Genomic DNA, 20,148 nt, shown 5'->3' with positions numbered 1-20,148 from the left:
GCGTTCCGGATGTAGCAACCCTCCTCGCGCAGGCCTCCACAGTCGATGTTGCAGCTCAACTGGCCGCCGCCGGCCCAACCGGCTCCACGACTCCCGGCGTGACGCCGGATGGAGGTGGCGCCGGGGTCAATCTGGTCACCACGACCGAGCCAGCTGCAGACGCAACTGGGAGCCCTGCATAGCCGCGATATTCGCTGCCGCATGGATTTTTTAGTTTTGGTTTGGGGGCGTGTGATGGCGGGGCATAGAATTAATCTGGCAGTGCTCGGGCTGATGTTGCTGTCTGGAACATCTGCCTGGGCTCAAGTGGTGTCCGAAAAGGCGCCAATTGCGCCGCCCATTGATCGGCCGCCCCATCTCGATGACGTCGACCGCATCTCTTTTGAGCCAGTCGGCGCGCGCTTTGGAGTGTTTACGCTGCTGCCCCGGTTGGAAACGGCGGTTACATACAACGACAACATCTATGCCTTAGAGGCCAAGACTGATGACGTCGTGTTCCGGATTTCGCCTAGCTTCCGCCTAACGGGAAAGGCCGACCCCTATACGATCAACGTGACGGCGGCGGTCGATAGACTGGAGTTCAAGGATAACCATAGCGAGTCTCGAACCGACTGGACGATCGGATTAGACAACAAATATGAATTGTCGGCTGGGACGTTCGTGTCAGCTTATGGCCGATATAGGCAGGATCATGAAGATCGTGGCGATCCGAATGCCTTGACGACAAATTTGCGGCCGACACTATATAAGAATGGCGAGTTTGGCGCAGAGGTATCTCGTGACGTGGCTCGCCTCGGCATGGCCCTGACGGGTACATATAGCGACTTCAATTATTATAATGCGGCTCAAATCGGCGGCGGGATAACCAACAATAACGACCGGGATCGCGCAGAATACACTATCGCGAGTCGTGTAAGCTATGAATTTTCGCCCGGTTACAGTATTCTGACACGGTTTGCCTATGCCGACGTTAATTATAGCGATCCGCTCGACGACTCAGGATTCTCCCGCGACTCCAAAAGCTACCGGGCCAGTGCTGGTATCAAGCTCGAATTTACCCAGCTTCTTGTGGGCGAAGTGACTGCCGGTTATCTTTGGCGCAATTACAGCGATCCCCGCTTCAAGACATTCAAGCGCGCGGCTTATAATGCGGCGCTGACATGGTATCCCACGGAGTTAACGTCGGTGCGTGTAAGTGCGGACCGTCAGGGGCAGGAAACTGTGGTGGCGGGTTACGCTGGCTATTTCGCGAATACGTTCACCTTCCGGGCGGAGCATGAGCTAATGCGGACCCTGAAGATCAACGTAGGGGGGCGCTACATCATCAATAATTATCTGCGCAGCGGTATCGTTGCGGTGCCGCGGCGCCAAGAAAAATATTATACTGCCTCGGGCGGACTGAAATACGCGTTCAGCCGCAATCTATCGGCTGGATTGGGTTACGAATGGACCAAAAAGTCGTCGCTAGCAATCACGCCCGGTTCTGCCTTTAATCGCAACCGGCTTTCCGCGAATATCAATATCCAGCTCTGAAATACGTTATCCTTCTTGTAATTAGGCCAGTGCGTTGAGCGAACGTTATATTCCAAGCCTGCCGCACACTCCCGTTCGGGTCGAACAGGGGTTGGAAGATGTAGTGCGATTTATTCGGCGACGGTGGACGATAATTGCTGGAACCGCCGCCGCTTTTGCGCTCATTACTTCACTTATTCTAATGCAGGCGGTGCCGCGCTATACTGCCGAGTCTTCAGTTGCAATTTTGGCAGATAAGCAAGTTATCCAGTCGGACCGCGATGGCGACCGCTCGGGCGGTACAAACGACGCGATGATCGCGACTCAGGTTGCGATACTGCAGTCCAACAAGCTGATCAGCTTGTTGATAGATCAACTCAAGCTCAATCAGGACTTGGAATTTAATCCCGACGCGCACGGGACGGTCTCGGGTTTCTCGATTTTGCGGCCGACGAGTTGGTTTGGTTCGGACGACGCGGCCGTTGCACCTCGCCTGTCACCCAAGCAGTTAGCAGAAAAGCGCGCACGGATTATTGAGAGGGTTCGGTCGGCTTTTGGCGTCACCGCGATGCCTCGCTCCTATGTCATCGAAATATCCGCTACTTCGAAGGATCCTTTAAAAGCTGTAAAAATGGCGAATGTACTCGCCGACCTTTACATCCGAGACGGGATTGACGCCAAGTATGAGGCGTCTCGGCGTGCTTCTGCATATCTGCAGAGCCGGGTCAATGAGCTTCGGACCGAAGCGGTACGTTCAGACGCCCTCGCGGTCGGCTACCAGGTTCAGCACGGCCTCTCGGACACGACCGAGGGCAAGACGGTGGACACACAGCAGCTGTCCGAACTCAACTCACAGCTAATCCTCGCGCGATCGGAACGCGCTGGAAAGGAGGCGCAGCTATCGCAGATAAGGGCCCTTAGTCAGAACGAAGGTGAGATCGAAGCGTCAGGTATCATTCTTCAGTCACCGCTGATTATGCGCTTGCGTGAACAGGAAAGTGAGGTGCTGCGCAAGCTCGCCGAGCTTCAGGGAACCTACGGACAAAATCATCCGAAGCTCATCAGTGCAAACGCCGAACTCCGCGATCTGCGCTCGAAGATCCGAGACGAAGTCCGAAAGGTCGCGGTTTCCACCCAGAATGAGGTGGCTGTAGCACGCGCGCGGGAAGGCGCCCTCGCCTCAAGCCTTTCGGGCATCGAAGGACGTGTCAATCAAGGTGGTCAAGCTCAGGTTCGGCTTCGCGAGTTACAGCGCGAGGCCGATGCCAACAAGTCAATCTACGAGGTTTTTCTCAATCAGCTAAAGGAAACGGGCCAGCAGATTGAGGTTCAGAGCGCGGAATCCCGCATCATCTCGCCGGCTACCATTCCGCTGTTTGCCAGTTCCCCTCGCATCAAATTTGCCCTGATTGGGTCTATCCTTACAGGACTGCTGCTCGGCACGTTTGTAGCCCTCATCCTCGAAAAGCTCGACAATACGGTTCGCGGGGCGGAGCTTGTGGAGAAATTGGGTGGCGGTGCGACAATGGCGTTTCTCCCCATTATAAGCGGTGAATATGACCGTCCGGAGGATACGATTATCGAGCGACCGCAGTCGATGGCCGCGGAAGCGCTGCGCACATTGCGCAGCGCAATCGCGCTGTCGGATGTTGATAATCCGCCGAAAGTCGTCATGACTACATCTTCCGTTCCCGCCGAGGGCAAGACATTTGTCAGCCTTGGTCTCGCTCGTGTCTCAGCGCAGGCAGGAGCCCGGACAATCTTGGTCGACGCGGACATGCGCCATCCTCGTGTTCATTCCGCGGCCGGCATCGAGAACGGCCCAGGGTTAATCCAGGTCTTGGGTGGGCAGGTTCGGCTGGAGGACGCGTTAGTGTTCGATAAAGCCACTGGTTTGTCGATCCTGACTGCAGGCAGTGGGGTGGTCAATCCGCCGGATCTGCTGCGGTCCGATGCTATGAAATCTCTCCTTCACAGACTGCGTTCTGAATATGAGATGGTGGTCATGGATACACCGCCATTTACCCCGATGACGGACAGCCAGATACTGACGGGACTGGTGGATAAGGTGATGCTCGTGATCCGCTGGGGAAGCACGCCCATACCGGTTGTCCAAAATACCCTCAAGCAGATCGACCGCGTCGGCGCCCCGCTGGTGGGATCGGTGATGAGCCGGGTGCACCTAGGCCGACAAGCTTATTACGGGTATGGCGATCAAGGATATCATTATTCGAAATATGGCGCCTATTATGGCACTCAGTCCTAAGCTTCATCCTTTAGTCGTTCCCGCGGCGCTTGCGGTGCTCCTTGCGCTTGTGTCGATACCGTCGGTGATCGCAAATGCCATCTCGACCCCATTCCGCGGCGATGTCGAGCGAATCCGCCATGGCGATCACATGTTGCCTATAGAATTGGCCGCGGTAGCCCGGGCTAACTATCGCGCTGCCTTGTTCTTCGAGCCCGGGCGCCATTATTCTGACAGCGCTGCGGCTCTGCTCGCACTTCCAGAAGGTGATCGCTCCGCTGTCGGGCTTGATGCGGAGGAGATTGTCCGCAAGGCGCTCGCAGCGTCGCCAGCATCACCGTATAATTGGAACAGGCTCGCCTATCTGCGGGCTAGGCGGGGCGACCGAGTCGGCGCGTATAGCGCATGGGAAATGTCGGTGCTGACTGGGCGCTACGTGCCGCGGCTGATGAAAGCGCGCTTGTTGCTCGCGTTTCAAATGTTCCCAATCAAAGATCGCGTGATGCTACGCATGCTCGACGACCAAGTCCGCTTGACGGCTCAGGCGCTCCCTAGAGAACTCGGCTATGCTGCCTACAAAAGCGGGTCGGAATTCTACACACGTGCGGTCCTTTGGCACGACGCTGATCTGTTGTCAGCCTATGAGATTGGATATCGCGACGCCCGCTGGATTGATATCACTAAAGCAGAATGATGAATATCCGCCTCTGGTCCATTTTCCCAACGCTTCTTCTGTTGCTTCCGCTCGCTCGCGGGGGACAAAACCCTCTTGCATGGAGCATCACCGGGCTACTTATCGCGGCTCTGGTGCTCGGCCACGCAATTATCAGCTATCGTTCCGCCAGCGAACCGGTCTGGCGCAAGCTGTTGTGGCCACCCGCAATATTATTTTCTCTAGTAGTCGCTTGGATGCTCATTCAGCTCCTCCCGTTAGCCGCCAATCCGCTTTGGGATATCGCTTCCAAGATACTGGGTACACCACTGAAGCCATCGATCAGCGTTGCTCCTGAGGCAACACTGGCTGCGCTAATTCGACTCTTGAGTTTTTCGGGCTGTTTCTGGCTGGCCTTACAGTTCTGTCGGGACCCGGAAAGGGCATATGCATTGCTGCGCTGGTTTTCCTATGTATCGGCGATTTGTGCCTTTTATGGCTTGGTTAACTACCTTGCAGGCAATCACTACCTGCTATGGTCCGCGCGCATCGCCTATGAGGGGGACGTTACCGGGACCTTCGTCAACCGGAATTCCTATGCCACCTACGCCGGGATGGGGTTGCTGACGGCGACTGCCCTATTCCTGAGCAGTTTCCAGCGGGCTTGGCGACGCTCCGATCCGACGCTGCGCCTGGTTAGCCGTGCTATCGAGGCTATGCGGGGCCAGCCCATGATCCACGCGACGAGTTCTATCCTCATCACGATGGCATTGATGCAGAGCCACTCGCGCATGGGTTTTGTCTCGACGATGGCAGGCTTGCTCGCGCTGATCCTTGTCGGTCGGACGCTTCGGACGATCCGGAGTAGGCTCATCACTCTGAGTTGCTCATTCATAGTGGCATTGGCTCTGCTTAGCTCCAGTGGCGAAGGTCTACTCAGCCGCTTAGCAGGAACCGACACGGTGGACCGCCTCCCTATCTTCACGGTTGCGCTGCGGGCGATCGATACAGCGCCGTTGCAGGGTAGTGGCTACGGCACCTTCGCGGCGATTTTCCCAATGTTTCGAGACAACTCGGTACCGGATGACAAGGCCTACATCTTCGCCCATAATACCTATATCGAACTTGCCACGGAGATTGGAATGCCGGCTACGGCGTTGCTGCTGCTTGTGCTGATCTGGTTGGCAGCACTGGTGTTGATTGGCGCCTACACTCGGAACCGGGACAACATAATTCCATCGCTTGCGTTCGCTGCAACGACGCTTGTTGCAATACATGCAACGCTAGATTTCAGCGTCCAGATCCCCGCTGTCGGCTGTATGTTCGCCGCGCTATTAGGGCTTGGCAACGCTCAAGCTTGGACTTCAAACAGGGGTATGGGGCGCAGAAATTCTGACGCCGAGCCCCACTCCGCGGCCGGCAGGCTTCAGCGCGAATGAAAACCGCGGTTCGAATAATCAGCATGCCGGAGGCCACTGCGCGGCGAAGCGAATTTACGCGTGCGGCCGAGCCATCTCAGGTCCTCTGGGAATTCTTTGATGCGGCGCGATCTTGTGAAGCGCCGCTCAACTATGATGAACGTAGAGCGATACGCCGCTTCGGTCGGCCACTACGTCCTGGCGAACTCGGCTGTTATTCCAGCCACTTTCAACTTTGGCAGTGGCTGCTGCAGTCGAGTTACGATCAGTTGATCGTCTTCGAAGATGATGTGACCATTGACTGGAACGTCGTGGCCATCCTGGCCGCAAACGATATGGAAGCCATCGGCATTGGCGTACTCCGGCTCTTCACCACCCACCCCTTCCGTTTTGAGGTTGCCCGGTACAAATTCCTCTCTGACCACTCGCATTTGCTGCGCCTTAAAGGGCATGCCTATGGTACCCAAGGCTATCTCGTCACACGTCAAGGCGCGGCTGCACTCGTGGCATGCGGCCTGCGTGTTGACGCTCCGGTGGACTGGGTAATCAGCCGCTACTGGGAACATGGGATCGCGCAATATTGCCTATTGCCCGCACCGCTCTTTGAAAGGCACGGCACATCCACGATCGGCCATGGCCAAGGAGAAGAATTTATAGAGACCATCTCGAATCGGGTTTTCCGCCAATGCTGGAATGGAATCGAGCGCTTAAGAAGATGGAAGGCGGATCGCCTCATAAAGTCACCAGTGGATTTCATTGATCCCGCCGATTGTGGCGCGGCTTACATCATAAGCTCGTCGGCGCAATAGCCTGCAAGAGATCCACGCTCTCACCCTCGATGACGGCGCAAGAGAGACGTCCGGTAGCATACGCGCCCGTGTCGAGCGAAATCCGGTGGGGACCGATAGCCGCATCGTTAAAAATTGTATGACCATGTACTACTCGCCAGGTCAGATTGGAGCTGGCGAGAAAAGGTTCGCGAATGGTCAGAAGATCCTCTCGTCGCTGAGCGACGAGCTCTCGTCCTGGCCGAACGCCCGCGTGGACGAACAGAAAGCCTCCGATTTCGATAGAGAGCTCAAGGCTGTGGATGAACGAAATATGAGGTGGCGGGAGCACCGCTAGCAGTCCATCCCGCAGCCGGGTTAGGCGATCGCTCCGTATGCCTCCCAGCGGCCTCACGCCATAGCTCGCCAGAGTCGCCAGGCCCCCATAGGCAAACCACGGGTCGCCGGTACTGGCATCGTTGAGAAATTTCAGCATGGCGTCCTCGTGGTTCCCCAGCAGAAAGCGTGCAGCCAAGCCCGCGAAGTTCCGGCGAATGAGCACATTAACCACCCCACGGGAGTCCGGCCCGCGATCGATATAGTCACCCAAGAAGATCACGATGGCCTCTCCCAGCGGAGGACGCTCTCGTAGGTCGCGCAAAATTACCTGCTCCATCATCAGCAAGCAATCGAGTCGGCCGTGAACGTCGCCGACAGCGTATACCCTCAACCCTTGAGGCAACACAGCGCGCGGAGGCTGTGGACGGCGGCGGCGCAAAAATGATAAGGATAAACGGGACATATGAGCTATTTTGCAGTACAGTGCCAGCAGGCTAATATCTAGGCGGGATTTGTCGGTGAAACCCTTGACGTATATGTGTCTTAGTGTTGTTGTGCTCATGCTGTCAGCGGCGCAGCCTGCTTCATCTCAAACGGCGGCAGGCCCGATGCCACCAGAGATCGGAGCTCTGCCGCCTACATCGCCTGCTCCCAGCCGGAACGCTCCCAACGCCGCCAGACTGCCAGAGGCCGTCGCCCAAAGTCTTGCCACTTCGGAACTAAAGGGCACGACAGCCTATCGGCTCGGGTCAGGTGATAAGGTGCGCTTGACAGTGTATAACGAAGACACATTGTCCGGTGAATATGAGGTCGATGGGTCAGGCAACTTGTCGATCCAGTTGGTCGGGGCGATCCCCGCAGCAGGTCGCACCGTGCCAGAGGTCATAGCCTTGGTGATCACGTCCCTCAAAAATGGCGGTTATATGTTGAATCCCTCGGTCGCCATGGAAGTGCTAAATTATCGTCCATTTTATGTCATTGGAGAGGTGAAGGATCCCGGTAAATATGCGTATGTCAGCGACATGAACATGCTCAACGCCGTAGCGCTGGCAGGCGGTTACACCTATCGTGCGAAGAAGGACAAAGTGATGGTCATCCGTTCGAGCGATCCCGAGCATAAGGAGCGCCCCGTCAGCACGTCCGAACAGGTCATGCCCGGCGATATCCTGAGAATTCCAGAACGGTTTTTCTGAGAAGCTTGCGTTCCGGCGAGCGTCTCCGCGACCTAGTCGTGGAGAACAATGCATCATGAGGAGGCCGCGCTGCTTGAATCAAGTGTTAGCAGTGTGGCTATGCGGCTAGCCAGTTGTGGGCCCATCGCCCGAGGCGACACCGATCGTGCTACCGCCGACCGGTCACCCGAACCTCCTGCGATCCGTTTGATGAGTGCTAGACCATGGTATCAGTGACGCCTATAAATCTCGAGATTTCTCCTGAAGGTGATCGTTCACTGCCACCTTTTGCCTCAGTATCCGGTCGCGATCGCAACGCGAGCGCCCTTTTTTTCCACTTTGGTTTCATTTCGTGCTTAATATTGCAAAGATTTGGTTATGAGCTCAGCGGCAGCGCAATTTATGCGGCGCTGCCGCTTTTCATGGCATGCTTATCATGGCTTCTTGCGACTGGCCGCGCGAAGTTCGGCATCAAGCAAATCATGTGGTTCATTCTTCTAGGCGCCGTTGCTGTAGCCAGCTCTACAGTAGCGATGATTGTACCCGACAACAGAGTGGGCATTAGTTTCCTATCACCGATTGCACTATTCTTAAATTGCATGTTATTTCTCGTAAGGCCGGGCGACAATTTCGAGAGACGGGTTGGACTAGACATATTCATATTTTACTGTAAAATTCTTGCAATATTCGGAATATCTCAATATTTCTTGCAATTTGTTGGATTAAAGGCTTTTTCGTTTTCTGAGCTTTTCCCATTTCTACGCCCTATATTAGCTGACAGCGGATACAATTTTAACGCCGTTACCGATTATTATTCTCGGATAGGACGGTCCAATGGATTTTTCCTGCTCGAGCCTTCTATATTCTCACAAGTTCTGACTATCGCAGTCTGTGTCGAGTATTTTATATTCGAACGATTTCGGAACCTACCGCTTTTTGGCATAGCTTACCTCGTATCAGGGTCTGGCACCGGTTTGCTGTGCCTTGCAGTATCCGTGCCGATCTTTGCGCTGGTATTTTATCGGCAGGCCCTGCGGCTAATTCCGTTTTTCATGATGGGCTCGCTCGCTGTTATCCTTTTAGCGCTGCTCTTTCCGGATCAGATCGCCTATCTTATCGGCAGGTCCGCAGAGTTAAATGCACGCGGCAGCAGCGGCAATGCCCGGTATGTGGAGCAATTTAACTCCATCAACGCCGTCATAGATGAATATCGGACTTTGTTTATTGGTTTTGGGCCAGGTGCAACTGAGCGAGCGACTTTCGTGGCACCGGGGAGCTTTGGCTCAATACAAAAACTCACCATTGACTACGGTCTGCTCGGAATGGTCATATATACGACTCTGATTGTGTCGGCCATCTGGCGCATTGATATGGCAATATTACCCATACTTGCGCTGATCGTCTATGCCTTGGGAGGAAATTACATATTCTTGTCGCCCATTATTGTCCTCCTTTTGTTGCTATGCGTTTGGTGTGACCGCCCTCCCCTACCACCACTCCCGAAGAGCGCAAGTGAACTGGAGCCGGGCCACGATGTTTACCGGAAAGGCCCTTAGTAGAAGCGACGAGGTTTGGGAGGTCGCCACTTGCTTACGTTTGAGCCATTTCCACGTAAAGCGGCCGGACTTCTCCGCGTCCTTCTCTTCACACTGGCGGCAATTTGCATCTGGGGTAGTGGCTCGAGTTCGCCCGCGCGGGCCGAAGGATGGCACTTGGTCTTCTTCGACGATTTCACAGGCACCAGCCTCGATCTAGACCGATGGGCGACGCGTTACATCTACCAGCATGGTACACTAGCAAGCCTCGGCTCCGAAGCTGAACGCTATGCCGATAACGCAAACCACGTCGTAGCTGGGGGTAATCTGTCGCTCATTGCACGCTCAGTTTCGAAACTCAGCATCCAGTCCAAGTTCGAGTCGGGCATGATTCGATCGCGACAAACCTTTTATTATGGCTATTTCGAAGCGAGGATATTTCTGCCCAGCGCTAGGGGAGTTTTCCCTGCCTTCTGGCTTAATCCAGACTATGATGCCGATGGCGATTTGCATTGGCCGCCTGAGATCGACGCCTTCGAGTTCGTGATCGACGGCTGGGACTCGCGTCCCGATATGCTTCATTCATCAGTTGTCACAAAGGGGTTTAAGGACCCTCGGCAAGGGGCCTGGCTTTATAGTGCTCCCCAGTTCAATCGCGAATTCTCGTATTTCCGAGGATCCAAACCATTCAATACCGGCTGGCAGGTAATAGGTCTGTTGTGGAAGCCAGACACTGTCACAGCTTACCTGAACGGGGTAAAGCTCTGGACGCGATCTTATCGATGGATCACCAATTCGGGAAATCTGGCCGCGCCAGCGCACATCCTGCTAAACCTCGGCGTGGGCGGTGACTGGGCTGGGCGCAACGGTATTGCCAATGCCGAATTTCCGCAGAAGCTAATGATCGATTATGTAAAGGTTTGCCAATTTTCAGCTGGAAAGGATGGAGAGAGGTTCTGCGCCGGCAGCGCATACACACCAAGCTTTGACGAGAGCCGCTATGATTCAATTGATGATATGCCGAAGACTAGGCTTGTCTCGGCGACTTTGTCGCAGACCGTAGCTCGGCCGGGTGACTTTATCCGACTACGGCTCGCCATAGATGCTGTTGCCACTCCTCGAGAGCGAAGTTTGGCCGTAACGCTCATCGACAGCCGGGGCCAAACTGCACTTATCAAGCTCCTGTCACCAACGGTCCCAACTACTAAATGGCATGGCAGCTACGAGAACCGTTGGAGTATCCGTCTTCCCGCCAAGTTAAAACCTGGATGCTATAGTACTTTTTTTTCACTGGGCAGCATGAACCAGCAAGGCCAATGGATAAACAGCCCGATAACAGCCTCTTCAGCTTTCGGCAGGCGAGACGAATATCTTCGCTTTCGTATCGGTGACATAGCGGTTTCCGACAACCGCCCTTCAAAGCGTACGACTTGCTCAGATTGAACCCGGCAAGAATGGATCTTACCGCGCGACCATAGCTGCGGTCGATTTCCACACACCCTGAGTCATTGGCTGCCACTCCGCTATGCCCTCGAAGGATTAAGTTACGGCTCTCGGCGTCAGCACAACCCATTGACTGCGCACGACCGACCGGTATCGTGAGAGTGAAAAGCCAGGGAGTTTCGTTCCTATGCAATCGGATGAAGCGGCTCGCATCGAGCGAGAAAGAGATTTTCATGACCGTCGATTTGGTGCCGATATTCAGGAAGAGCCGAGGCTCAAATTTTATTGGGCTCTGCAAGATTGCACGAACAATCACAAAAAGGCGATCAGTCTAGCTGCCAAGGACGCTGAAGTCCTTGAGTATGGCTGCGCAGAGGGCGAGTATGCCGTTTCTCTGGCGAGCGTGGCGCGCACGGTCCATGGCATTGATATCTCTCCTGTTGCCATTGATAGTGCCAACGCGCTAGCCCGCGCCGCTGGCACCAAAAACGTGACCTTTTCAGTGGCCGACGCAATGGAAACGGGGTTCGCCGACTGCAGCTTCGATCTCGTCTATGGGAGCGGGATCATCCATCACCTCGACACGGAGCGATCACTGCGCGAGATTCGTCGGATCTTGCGGCCAGGAGGTGTCGCAATTTTTCAAGAGCCGCTAGCAGGCAACTTTATCTTGCAGCTCTACCGGCGCGCCACTCCGGAGAGCCGCACTCCGGATGAGCACCCCTTGGTCTCTGCAGATCTCGCTTTAGGCGATAAGCTGTTTTCAAGGGTAGATTATAAACATTATGGGCTTTTCACCATTGGCGTCGTCCCATTTCGGAAGACGCGCCTCATGCGGCCTATCTACCGCGCCTTGGCCTTCGTTGATCGGATATTCTTCCGCTTACCCGGCCTGCGCTGGCAAGCTTGGTACGTCGGCATGACTATGGTCAAATAGCCTTAGCCATCTCCACCTAGGGCGGTATCAGCTCGCGGCGGCCGATGTAGGGCCACGGATTGCGCTGCTATAAACTTCGGAGGTCAGCCGACCGATCTCAGTCCAGCTCGGAATATCGTCATTAAGGGCCCGCACCGCGCGGCTGCAGTCTGCACGAAACTCAGCATCTTCGATCAGTTTGCTCATCGCCCGCGACAAACCCGCAGTGTCCCCCGGAGCGAGCAGAGCACCATGTTTCTCTGCCAACAGCTCAGCGAACAAGCCAATCTCTGAAGCGATTATGGGCTTACCAGCCTGCAGCGCGAGCATCAGCACGCCTGACGCATCAATCTCCCGGTACGGAAACACAACAACGTCCGAACTTGCGAAAAGGGGACCGATTTCATCATCTTCGATGAAATCCAGGGTGAGGTCGACACGATCCCCAATAGCCAATTCTTCGATTTGATTGAGGATGCCACTCATGTCCATATGCGGTTTTCCCACGATTCTCACGCGGCTTCGCTTGCGAAGTGGCGCCGGTAGCGACGCAAATGCATCAAGAAGGATGTCTAAGCCCTTGTAGGGTTTTATATAACCGAAGAGAAGAAAAATGATCACATCGGGCGTGGTAAGCGGGACGCTCGCGGTCGCGCTTGGCAGCTTCGCGTCTAATATACCATGCGCGATTCGACTGATCCGTTCCGGCGGGACGCCATAGCTTTCGACGCGCTGCCTAGCCTTGTCGGTATGAACGATCAAACGGTCGAAATGCTTCATGATCTCGGTAGAGCCCAGTTGCTGAACCCGTGAAGCCGGTGATTCGTTGAAAGGCGCAGAATCGTGTACAGTGAAAACTATGGGCGCGACCTTCCTCAGCCGTCGAATCAGGAGGCGATCGATGACTGGCAGGGGTGACCATTGGATATGTATTATATCCGGATCCTGGCGCCGGAGCTCGCCAATCAGCCTGAACATCGAAACGATGTGATTCAAGCCTTTCAGTATCAAAAAGGGCTTATCCGGAAGATACTCGAAGAAGCGGTGTTCCAGCGCACGATAAAAATGGATTTTCAGATACTTTTCGTTCTTGATCTTGAACCATGGCCGGCGGCCATAGATCAGCACCTCGTGCCCCTGGCTCTCGAGACCTTCAGCCAGAGCCGCATCATATGGCCATGTGAAAAGCGATGGATCGATCATGGCGATCTTCATGCCGTGTAATTTCCCATTATGCGGTACCAATTTCATGTCAAATCGAAAGAGAGGGTTGGAATGACCGGCATGAAGGCTCGAGCCACTCATCCAAGGGTTCCATTGCTACCGTTAAGCTCAGCGGCGGTGTAAGGCCTCGATTACATTGGTCGTCATCCGTTCCAACAGTCGGGGGCGGTAGTTAGATCGATAATTGCCGGGATGAGTCGTTAGATCAAACAACAAATCGATCGGGTCAAAGCTGGTGGTCGGCTTCACCAAAGCTCCGTCGGGACCTGCGCGCTGAATTAGTAAGGTAAGTTCATTCAGGTGAATGAGAAAATCAGGCGGCGTGGGCTGTGATCGCCCATCGGATATAGCACGCACCATTTCGGCGATGCCGAGCAATTTGTCCTGCGCATATACCTCGCGGCGGCGTAGCCAACTTACGAATTTGTGCTTTATGGAACTACCCACACCTCGCTCAGCCTCTACCGCGTGAGATTTCCACCGACGAATTAACGACAGTCGGCGGCCGCTGATCCCGAACAAGCGAGCAATAAGCGGTTGGGTTCGAATGGTATAAGCTTTACGGGCTCTAAGGCTTACCTTGGAAAAACGCTCAAGGTGGACGGGTGACTGATCATGGAAGGCATTGTCTACGCTGATCTCGCCTTCAAGGCCGATAACGCGGAACCGGTGGTCCCTCGGTGCTACCCAGGAGCAGGTAACGCGGGCCGCTACGCCATTTGCGAAGTTGAGACAGCCAACCGAGAAGTCAGGTGTGTCGGAAGGAACAAGAGGCGTCTTGGTCTTGTGCTCAACCAGTATATTAGAAAATGCGGTAAGGGATTTGACTGGCCCAAACAGCGCACATAACCACACCAGATGATATCCGACATGCTCAACAGTGCAACCCTCCTGCAGTTCTTCCGCATAGGGGAACGGAGCTCCTGTTGGACTCTGCACCGTCTCTAGACCCATTAGATGCGCAGGGTTATCGTCGAGTTCTGCATATACCAGTACGGGTTTACCGATTGCCCCGTCGCGGATCGCTTTCACCATGGTAATGACCGCGTCACTGTATATGTTACACGGCGCCGCAGTTAAGACCAAGCCGCGCGCCTCTGCCAGTGCAAAGAGCTCCCGTGTTTGAGTGAGATCGGTGGTAATGGGTTTCTCGGAATATACGTGTTTGCCAGCTTCGAGTGCTCGCCGGACCGAGTCATAATGCGATTGGATGCTGGTGAGGTTTATAACGACATCCACATCAGGATCACCGAGCAGGGCGTCATAGCTGGGGTAGACGTTGAACCCATAATGCCGAGAAACGGCATGAGAACGGCTCAGATCGATATCAAATACGCCACATACTTCAAGCTCAGGGTGAGCCCATTTGGTCCGCATATAAATATCGAATACATATCCGCATCCGACGAAGGCGATCTTCATTGCGCGATACTCCCTGTGCATGCCTGTTTCGAGACGGCGGTGCGAATCATGTCCATAGTTGTGGCCACAGCAACGCTATCGCTCAACGGCATGATCTTACTTTCTATGTCACCGCGCTCGATGCAGGCTCGCACCTCATTGGCCTCATAGGCGTACCCATTGCCGGCATAGCGATAATCGTGGCGAACGCCACGGCCGCGGCTTGATCGGCCCAGGCGCTGAGCTAGGTGATGCACTAGCGGATGTTGACGCAGGCGCGCGCGCCAACCAAGAGAAAACTCTTCAGAGCTGCGGGGCGTCTCGTGCGCTACGTCTAACCCATGGGGGCGAACGATTGAACCGCGCACGCCGATCATTCCACCTGTACCGAGCAGATGAAAGCTGTCGGGAGCCCATGCGCGAAGACTGACGAAGAAAGACCCGAGGACGTCGCGCGTGTAGCGCAATTGGAAAGCCACATCCTCGTCGACTCCGGTTGATCCTATCGTCCCCATGGCATGAGTCAGTTGAGGTGATCCAAACAACCACTGCGATAGGGATAGCGGATAGGCGCCGAGATGAGACAGGGCACCGCCGCCGAGGGCGGCGTTGAACATGCTCTCGGCGCGATCAGGCGCATAGGAAATGCCGAAGTTTCCCGAGACAAGCCGGACATCGCCAATATCTCGTGCCAGCAGCTTTTCACGCATAGCTTGGGCGGCGGGAAGGAAGCGCGTCCACATCGCTTCCATCGCGAAGACCGAATGCGAGCGCGCTGCATCGGCGATCCTGTTAGCTTCCACGGCAGTGGAGGCGAAGGGTTTTTCAACCAGCACTGGAATGCCCGCTTCAATGCAGAGCAGTGCATGGTCGAGATGAGCCGAGGGTGGCGTAGCAATGTAGATGGCATCGACGCCGCAACGAGCCACTGCTTCCGAATAGCCCTCAACGGCAGTTCCGATACCCATTGCCGCCGCGAACGCCTGCGATCTGGCTAGGGAGCGTGACGCAATGAAAGAGACCTCCGCATCGCGCGCAGCAGCCAGCCCCGATGCAAATTTGGCAGAGATCGCTCCTGTCCCAAATATACCCCAACGGAATTTCGTCATTCGCGGCGTTTCGTAGCAGCGCGCTCACCGATTCGTGATCGGATGCGTTGATCCGTAAAGGCGCGTCGCCACGACCCCATCACGGCCTTCCAATGCGGAGCGGCTTCAACAACCTTCTGCGACGCAGCATTTTTGACCTCGAACACCCGATATAGCTCCAATTCAGCCTGCATCTCACGCGGGACGGTCCGATCGTTGGCCGACCGCCATAAGAGCGCTCGAAGCCCGGCTGATCAAGGCAATAAATTCGGAGGACCGCTTTTCTTCCGACGAAACACCAGCGGTGCCGTGGGCACCCGTTCCGCCCGCCTCGACGGGTGTGCCCCAATGGGTGTGACGCACTGCAGTATACGGCACCTTCGCGGCGCGACTTTCGATGTATCGAGCGGCCGATCTGGTCGCCAGTTCGCGAATAGATATTCCCAAGGCTGTCACAGAGCCCATACGCGCGATGTCTCAGCAGTCCGGCAATATCTGCTAATTCCGCCGCCTTGCGCTTCAGCCATGCGCCCAAGGGTTGCGGGTTACCGGGAAGGGTTGAATAACGGTTGTAAGGCGGCCCGAAAGCAGATCAGTCCAGGCAACCGGCATACTCGCCCTGCCCGAGCGGGCTTTGTCAGCAGCGGCCCACGATGGTGGTTGGCATGCCGACCCTCAACTGGGCTGTGGAAGGCGTAGTAATGCCTGCTGGCCGCCTCTGCTTAATCGACAGACGGCCGAGGATGCGATATCGGCTTACCCGAAACGGTTTGTCCACTCCAGGAGCATCACGTTAGGAATGAAGTTAGAATTTTTGGGGAGCCTTCCTGATCGCTGCGGAGGCAGATTCGATTCTGAGGACCTGGCTGTCATAGATCGGAAGGCAGCATCGGGCTTCTCGATTCGTGAGACCCTATTTGATATTCGGTTGCCACCCGCAAGCGGGAGGTTATCGTCCGTTCGACCATACGTTGCTCAGGGTAGCGTTTGGGCTGAGTCGAGCCAGTTCGTCCAATCGTCATTGCGCGTGCTCGTCACGCTGTCACGTGGTCGTACCCTAAGGACAGGGTCGGCCAATGGCGATGGAGGATGAAATCCACACCCACCTCGCGCTCCTTGGTCGCGAAAACAAGGCCGCCGGGAACCAAACCGTCTATCCAACTCCGCATTCCCAAGGGGCGCCCGGTGCGCCTTAGTGGCCGAGATCGGCCTAAGCGCGACACCTTCGCGCAATTGGTGTCATCGCTGCCGGCAAGAGAGGCGGACTAGAGGCATGGGTGTACCATCCGTTTCATTCCTGTTCCTCGCAGGCGTTGCAGCGTGTCTCTTCAATGTGCATCGTGCGCTGTGGTGGAGGCAAACCGTCCTACTGCTGACCAATATCTTCTTTCTCGTGAGCTTTGCTGATGATCTGGCCGAACTGATACCCTACGCCGGGTTCCTCGCGGGTGGATTCGGCCTTATCCTGCTGATCCGTAGGGGCGTATCTACCGTGACCTATGTTGCTTCGGTCGTCGGCGTCCTGACAGCGTTTTTCTGGCTGAAGCAATATACATTCGTCCCCAAAACGCTCTTCATCACTTCGCCCTATCTGTTAGTCGGACTGTCTTACGTGTTCTTTCGTGTAATGCATTTGGTTGTCGATTCGCGCTTTCCGGAACAAATGCCGCGGATGAATCTTGTTGATTATCTCAATTTCACCTTGAATTTCACAAGCCTGACCTCCGGTCCCATACAGCGTTACGAGGACTATCGTCGGACGGCCATCGACGCACCCTTCGAACTCAAGTTCACCGATATCGGAGCTGGATGTGAACGGATCGTCGGCGGCGCGTTCAAAATACTGGTTGTGGCGGTGATCATTCAGCTAATTCAACGTCATCTCGCAGCCGAAGTGATAGCCAACGCCTATTGGAGCGAGCGCATGGTGAACGGCATCGCCCTCGCCGCTCTGTATCCGGTCTATCTATACTTCAACTTCTCGGGGTACACTGATTTCGTCATTGGAATTGCTCGGTTCTTCCGTATCGAATTGCCCGAAAATTTCAATCGGCCGTTCACAGCGACAAGCTTCATCGATTATTGGAGCCGCTGGCACATGACCTTGTCTAATTGGCTCAAGACATATGTGTACAACCCATTGCTCACGACGATGATGCGGCGGATCCGGAGTCCAAGTTTTATCCCCTATGCTGGCACGATCGCACTTTTCGCTACATTCTTCCTGATTGGCGCCTGGCATGGACGCACATCCAAATTCCTGTTTTTCGGACTCCTCAACGGATTTGGCGTTGCAGCAAACCAATCCTATCGCATCGTGGCGACCAAACACTTTGGCCGAAAACGCTTTGCTGCTCTCACTAGATCACAGCTGTACCTATTCGTTGGACGTGGCCTGACCTTTAGCTGGGTTTCGTTCACCCTCCTTTGGTTCTGGTCGGACTGGCCGCAGCTGGAAGCGATTGCGGTGGCGATGGGCCCCTCTGCGATTATAATTGGTTGGATGCTGCTGCCGATCCTAGCCGCTCTGGCTCTTGAGGGTTTAATCGACCTCCGCAACTTGATACTATCGCCCACCGCAGAGGGACGCCCACTCTTGCGTTCGCGATATGTACGGACCTTTTTGATATCCATCCAACTTGTTTTTCTGATTGCTGTCCAAGGGGTTATGAACGCTGCACCGCCGGAAATTATCTATAAGGACTTTTAATGGCGCTATCCTCACCTGTTCGATGGTGGCCGCTTCCCAAACGCGACATTGTTCTACTGCCCCTCATCGCCCTCGCCACACTAGCATTGATGCTGGTGCCTGCAGAGCTTATTTTGCGGAGAACACATGCTTCCGAGCTAGAGGACAGCTGCATCGTAGAGACAAAAACCATGGTCTATCATGGCAGGCCGCGCTGTGTTTCCCGTACCAAGGCCGCCGAAGGTCCATGGGTAACGAATAAATATAACGAATGTGGCTATCGGACACCCGAACCTTGCGGGCCAAAGCCCGCTGGTTCGCTTCGAATCGCAGTTATCGGAAGCTCGACAAGTGCAGGCTATCTAACGCCATACGCCTATACGCTAGCCGCTCGTGGCGCGCGCGCACTAACCAAACGATGTGGGCGTCCAGTGGAATTCCAGAATTTGGGAGCTCCGGGGAATGTAGAGCGCAGGCTAGTAGCGAGTGCCTCCGAAGCGATGCGGCTCGGTCCGGACGCGCTAGTGCTCGTGGTCACACCGTTTGATTTTGAACCCTCCGGCGGAGGCGGCATCGGCGCCGCGAAGGACCCAGCCAAACCGAATTGGTTACGGCAGGCACGGCAAAGGGTTTCCGCATCGAGCCTGCTCTATATGGAGTCATATCTGCTGTTGCGCGACGATGCCTCCTACGTTCCCTTCTATCTTGCCCTCGGCAGGGGTGCTGATTTCATGCGAGCTCCGATGCCGGAGGGCTGGCAGCGAAGGGTTGAGAGCTTCGACGAAGCAATGGCGAGCATCGATATAATTGCCAAACGTCGGTCAGTTCCCACCCTATTATTATATATCCCGCAGCGTGCACAGGCATCGCTTATAGCCTCACAGCAGAAAAACCCGGACTTCCATCCTGATATTCTTCCGCGTGCCTTGCAAAATATCGCCAATAATTATGGCATAGGGTTTGTGGATATTACACGAAAAATTGCCCCACATACCCCAAGCTCGCACATATTTTACCCTATAAACGGGCATATCAATGCGCAAGGCCATGCACTAGCGGCGGCGGCAATGACACAGTATTTAACGAGTTCAAAAATGTTGGCATTCGCAAGGAAATGCAAGTCTTCACAATTGCACTAGTGTCTCATCGGATGTGTTGTCCGGCGCGTGAGCGCGGGATCGACTGCCGGGCCTTTCCCTTCCTCGGTCGGCCCCCGCAAGACGGTAACCCCAAGCTTTAGTCTCATCCGCGCCGCCGCTGCTCAAAACATTGACTATGCGAGGTGGCCGGCGGTACGAAGCAACGGAAATCCAAGAGTTTAGCATCGAATCCCCATCGACGACGATGCAGGCTATGGCAATCTTCGGCTCCGATTTTAGTCGGCGAAGGCGGCTCCCGACCACCTCCGCGGAAGAATGCCTTGCAGGCCGCATAGGGATTTGCGCGCGATGTATGCACTACAAGCGACCGTCAATCTCGTTCGGTTTCTACGGTATGCTAACCGCTCAGCCATATGGGCTCCTTTTAGGACGGAGCGCTGTCCGAGGCTTGCACTGCTGCCGAAAGCCTGTATTTCGACGCCAAGGGCGGTTAGCTCAGTGGTAGAGCATCTCGTTTACACCGAGAGGGTCGGCGGTTCGAGCCCGTCACCGCCCACCAGATGCAAAGGGCATTCATGGCCGCCGGCGTGCGCGCGGATCAGTTGCTGGTGGATCGCGGGCTCGTCGAGAGCCGCGCCCGCGGGCAG

General features: G+C 55.3%; 15 protein-coding genes and 1 tRNA gene. 12 read left to right on the top strand and 4 right to left on the bottom strand.

Going from position 1 to position 20,148, the window contains the following annotated elements; genetic code table 11:
* The first annotated feature begins 108 nt into the window (after positions 1-108).
* The 5 genes from AC1DQK_RS15710 to AC1DQK_RS15690 are packed head-to-tail and all read left to right on the top strand — an operon-like array spanning position 109 to position 6,636.
* A complete protein-coding gene (locus AC1DQK_RS15710; protein WP_477872171.1) occupies positions 109-1,533 on the top strand; it encodes an outer membrane beta-barrel protein in 1,425 nt (474 codons plus the stop codon).
* Positions 1,534-1,567: 34 nt separating this feature from the next.
* On the top strand, positions 1,568-3,778 hold the full coding sequence (locus AC1DQK_RS15705) for a GumC family protein (protein ID WP_477872169.1): 2,211 nt from the start codon (positions 1,568-1,570) through the stop codon (positions 3,776-3,778).
* Entirely contained in the window at positions 3,720-4,451 is a 732-nt protein-coding gene (locus AC1DQK_RS15700; protein ID WP_477872167.1) for a hypothetical protein, read from the top strand. Before AC1DQK_RS15705 ends, AC1DQK_RS15700 begins: the two co-directional genes overlap by 59 nt.
* Complete coding sequence (locus AC1DQK_RS15695; protein WP_477872165.1) at positions 4,448-5,848, top strand: O-antigen ligase family protein; 1,401 nt, start codon at positions 4,448-4,450, stop codon at positions 5,846-5,848. Before AC1DQK_RS15700 ends, AC1DQK_RS15695 begins: the two co-directional genes overlap by 4 nt.
* Positions 5,845-6,636, top strand: a complete 792-nt coding sequence (locus AC1DQK_RS15690; RefSeq protein ID WP_477872163.1) for a glycosyltransferase family 25 protein — start codon at positions 5,845-5,847, stop codon at positions 6,634-6,636. Before AC1DQK_RS15695 ends, AC1DQK_RS15690 begins: the two co-directional genes overlap by 4 nt.
* Here the strand turns inward: AC1DQK_RS15690 and AC1DQK_RS15685 are convergent.
* On the bottom strand, positions 6,614-7,396 hold the full coding sequence (locus AC1DQK_RS15685; RefSeq protein WP_477872161.1) for a metallophosphoesterase: 783 nt from the start codon (positions 7,394-7,396) through the stop codon (positions 6,614-6,616). The two genes, AC1DQK_RS15690 and AC1DQK_RS15685, sit on opposite strands and share 23 nt — an antisense overlap.
* A gap of 73 nt (positions 7,397-7,469) precedes the next feature.
* Between AC1DQK_RS15685 and AC1DQK_RS15680 the strand changes: the two genes are divergently transcribed.
* The 4 genes from AC1DQK_RS15680 (at position 7,470) to AC1DQK_RS15665 (ending at position 12,020) form a co-directional block, all read left to right on the top strand.
* Entirely contained in the window at positions 7,470-8,126 is a 657-nt protein-coding gene (locus AC1DQK_RS15680) for a polysaccharide biosynthesis/export family protein (protein ID WP_477872299.1), read from the top strand.
* 203 nt (positions 8,127-8,329) lie between these two features.
* Positions 8,330-9,661: a hypothetical protein gene (locus tag AC1DQK_RS15675; protein WP_477872159.1), complete on the top strand. Its 1,332-nt coding sequence runs from the start codon at positions 8,330-8,332 to the stop codon at positions 9,659-9,661.
* A 156-nt stretch (positions 9,662-9,817) separates the two neighbouring features.
* The gene (locus tag AC1DQK_RS15670; RefSeq protein WP_477872157.1) at positions 9,818-11,083 is read left to right on the top strand and encodes a glycoside hydrolase family 16 protein; all 1,266 of its coding nucleotides are present in this window, start codon (positions 9,818-9,820) and stop codon (positions 11,081-11,083) included.
* Positions 11,084-11,270: 187 nt separating this feature from the next.
* Complete coding sequence (locus tag AC1DQK_RS15665) at positions 11,271-12,020, top strand: class I SAM-dependent methyltransferase (protein ID WP_477872155.1); 750 nt, start codon at positions 11,271-11,273, stop codon at positions 12,018-12,020.
* Between the two features lie 27 nt (positions 12,021-12,047).
* On the opposite strand, the gene AC1DQK_RS15660 is transcribed toward AC1DQK_RS15665, so the two are convergent.
* The 3 genes from AC1DQK_RS15660 to AC1DQK_RS15650 form a co-directional block, all read right to left on the bottom strand.
* Positions 12,048-13,250: a glycosyltransferase gene (locus AC1DQK_RS15660; protein ID WP_477872153.1), complete on the bottom strand. Its 1,203-nt coding sequence runs from the start codon at positions 13,248-13,250 to the stop codon at positions 12,048-12,050.
* A gap of 81 nt (positions 13,251-13,331) precedes the next feature.
* Positions 13,332-14,645 carry a Gfo/Idh/MocA family protein gene (locus AC1DQK_RS15655; RefSeq protein WP_477872151.1) on the bottom strand — a complete coding sequence of 438 codons (1,314 nt, stop codon included), beginning with the start codon at positions 14,643-14,645 and terminating at the stop codon, positions 13,332-13,334.
* On the bottom strand, positions 14,642-15,733 hold the full coding sequence (locus AC1DQK_RS15650) for a Gfo/Idh/MocA family protein (protein WP_477872149.1): 1,092 nt from the start codon (positions 15,731-15,733) through the stop codon (positions 14,642-14,644). Before AC1DQK_RS15650 ends, AC1DQK_RS15655 begins: the two co-directional genes overlap by 4 nt.
* A gap of 1,252 nt (positions 15,734-16,985) precedes the next feature.
* Here AC1DQK_RS15650 and AC1DQK_RS15645 point away from each other — a divergent pair.
* The 3 genes from AC1DQK_RS15645 to AC1DQK_RS15635 all read left to right on the top strand — a co-directional run bounded on the left by AC1DQK_RS15645 (position 16,986) and on the right by AC1DQK_RS15635 (position 20,060).
* Positions 16,986-18,422, top strand: coding sequence for an MBOAT family O-acyltransferase (locus AC1DQK_RS15645; protein ID WP_477872147.1), 1,437 nt, complete (start codon positions 16,986-16,988; stop codon positions 18,420-18,422).
* A 479-nt stretch (positions 18,423-18,901) separates the two neighbouring features.
* Entirely contained in the window at positions 18,902-19,540 is a 639-nt protein-coding gene (locus AC1DQK_RS15640) for a hypothetical protein (protein ID WP_477872145.1), read from the top strand.
* A gap of 445 nt (positions 19,541-19,985) precedes the next feature.
* Positions 19,986-20,060: transfer RNA gene (locus AC1DQK_RS15635), tRNA-Val, on the top strand.
* The last annotated feature ends 88 nt before the right edge of the window (positions 20,061-20,148 follow it).

The organism is Rhizorhabdus sp. P4_G5 (assembly GCF_056401065.1).
Note: the sequence above shows the minus strand (reverse complement) of the source record. Positions and strands in the feature narration are given on the sequence as shown.

Bases quoted from the DNA above. Each gene is read 5' to 3' on its own strand.
- AC1DQK_RS15650 (WP_477872149.1), bottom strand. From the start codon at position 15,733: ATGACGAAATTCCGTTGGGGTATATTTGGGACAGGAGCGATCTCTGCC.
- AC1DQK_RS15700 (WP_477872167.1), top strand. From the start codon at position 3,720: ATGGCGATCAAGGATATCATTATTCGAAATATGGCGCCTATTATGGCA.
- AC1DQK_RS15645 (WP_477872147.1), top strand. From the start codon at position 16,986: ATGGGTGTACCATCCGTTTCATTCCTGTTCCTCGCAGGCGTTGCAGCG.
- AC1DQK_RS15710 (WP_477872171.1), top strand. From the start codon at position 109: ATGGAGGTGGCGCCGGGGTCAATCTGGTCACCACGACCGAGCCAGCTG.
- AC1DQK_RS15675 (WP_477872159.1), top strand. From the start codon at position 8,330: ATGGTATCAGTGACGCCTATAAATCTCGAGATTTCTCCTGAAGGTGAT.
- AC1DQK_RS15690 (WP_477872163.1), top strand. From the start codon at position 5,845: ATGAAAACCGCGGTTCGAATAATCAGCATGCCGGAGGCCACTGCGCGG.
- AC1DQK_RS15685 (WP_477872161.1), bottom strand. From the start codon at position 7,396: ATGTCCCGTTTATCCTTATCATTTTTGCGCCGCCGCCGTCCACAGCCT.
- AC1DQK_RS15655 (WP_477872151.1), bottom strand. From the start codon at position 14,645: ATGAAGATCGCCTTCGTCGGATGCGGATATGTATTCGATATTTATATG.
- AC1DQK_RS15680 (WP_477872299.1), top strand. From the start codon at position 7,470: ATGTGTCTTAGTGTTGTTGTGCTCATGCTGTCAGCGGCGCAGCCTGCT.
- AC1DQK_RS15660 (WP_477872153.1), bottom strand. From the start codon at position 13,250: ATGAAATTGGTACCGCATAATGGGAAATTACACGGCATGAAGATCGCC.
- AC1DQK_RS15640 (WP_477872145.1), top strand. From the start codon at position 18,902: ATGCGGCTCGGTCCGGACGCGCTAGTGCTCGTGGTCACACCGTTTGAT.
- AC1DQK_RS15695 (WP_477872165.1), top strand. From the start codon at position 4,448: ATGATGAATATCCGCCTCTGGTCCATTTTCCCAACGCTTCTTCTGTTG.
- AC1DQK_RS15665 (WP_477872155.1), top strand. From the start codon at position 11,271: ATGCAATCGGATGAAGCGGCTCGCATCGAGCGAGAAAGAGATTTTCAT.